The 1178-nt window shown below is 50.3% G+C and carries 1 rRNA gene; it reads right to left on the bottom strand.

Going from position 1 to position 1178, the window contains the following annotated elements:
* Positions 1–1155 (bottom strand): 23S ribosomal RNA (locus ACMHXE_RS08560); the annotation flags it as partial.
* Positions 1156–1178 lie beyond the last annotated feature (23 nt).

The following is a 1178-nucleotide window of genomic DNA, read 5'->3' as shown; positions in this document are numbered from 1 at the left end:
TACCCGTAGCTTCGGTGAATTGCTTAGCCCCGTTACATCTTCCGCGCAGGCCGACTCGACTAGTGAGCTATTACGCTTTCTTTAAATGATGGCTGCTTCTAAGCCAACATCCTAGCTGTCTAAGCCTTCCCACATCGTTTCCCACTTAGCAATTACTTTGGGACCTTAGCTGACGGTCTGGGTTGTTTCCCTTTTGACGACGGACGTTAGCACCCGCCGTCTGTCTCCCGGATAGCACTCTTTGGTATTCGGAGTTTGCAAAGGGTTGGTAAGTCGGGATGACCCCCTAGCCTTAACAGTGCTCTACCCCCAAAGGTGTTCGTCCGAGGCGCTACCTAAATAGCTTTCGAGGAGAACCAGATATCTCCCGGTTTGATTGGCCTTTCACCCCCAGCCACAAGTCATCCGCTAATTTTTCAACATTAGTCGGTTCGGTCCTCCAGTTGATGTTACTCAACCTTCAACCTGCCCATGGCTAGATCACCGGGTTTCGGGTCTACACCTAGCAACTAAACGCGCAGTTAACACTCGGTTTCCCTACGGCTCCGCTATTCGCTTAACCTCGCTACTAAATGTAAGTCGCTGACCCATTATACAAAAGGTACGCAGTCACGGTCTCAAGGACCGCTTCCACTGCTTGTACGTATACGGTTTCAGGTTCTATTTCACTCCCCTCACAGGGGTTCTTTTCGCCTTTCCCTCACGGTACTGGTTCACTATCGGTCAGTCAGGAGTATTTAGCCTTGGAGGATGGTCCCCCCATATTCAGACAACATGTCACGTGTGCCGCCTTACTCGATTTCATCTCTGGTTAGTTTACGTGTACGGGGCTATCACCCTGTGCCGCTGTGCTTTCCAACACATTCCACTAACACCCCAAAGACTTAAGGGCTAATCCCCGTTCGCTCGCCGCTACTTGGGGAATCTCGGTTGATTTCTTTTCCTGAGGGTACTTAGATGTTTCAGTTCCCCTCGTTCGCCTCAATACGCTATGTATTCACGTATTGATGACAGCTTATGCTGCCGGGTTTCCCCATTCGGACATCGCTGGCTCAAATGCTTGTTACTAGCTCACCAACGCTTTTCGCAAGTTACTACGTCCTTCATCGCCTCTGACTGCCAAGGCATCCACCGTATACGCTTGGTCGCTTAACCATACAACCCGGATGAGTTTTCAT

The sequence above is a fragment of the Shewanella sp. BJSY2023SW007 genome (assembly GCF_047314525.1).
Lineage (GTDB): Bacteria > Pseudomonadota > Gammaproteobacteria > Enterobacterales > Shewanellaceae > Shewanella > Shewanella chilikensis.
This window is presented reverse-complemented; position numbering and strand designations above follow the sequence as displayed.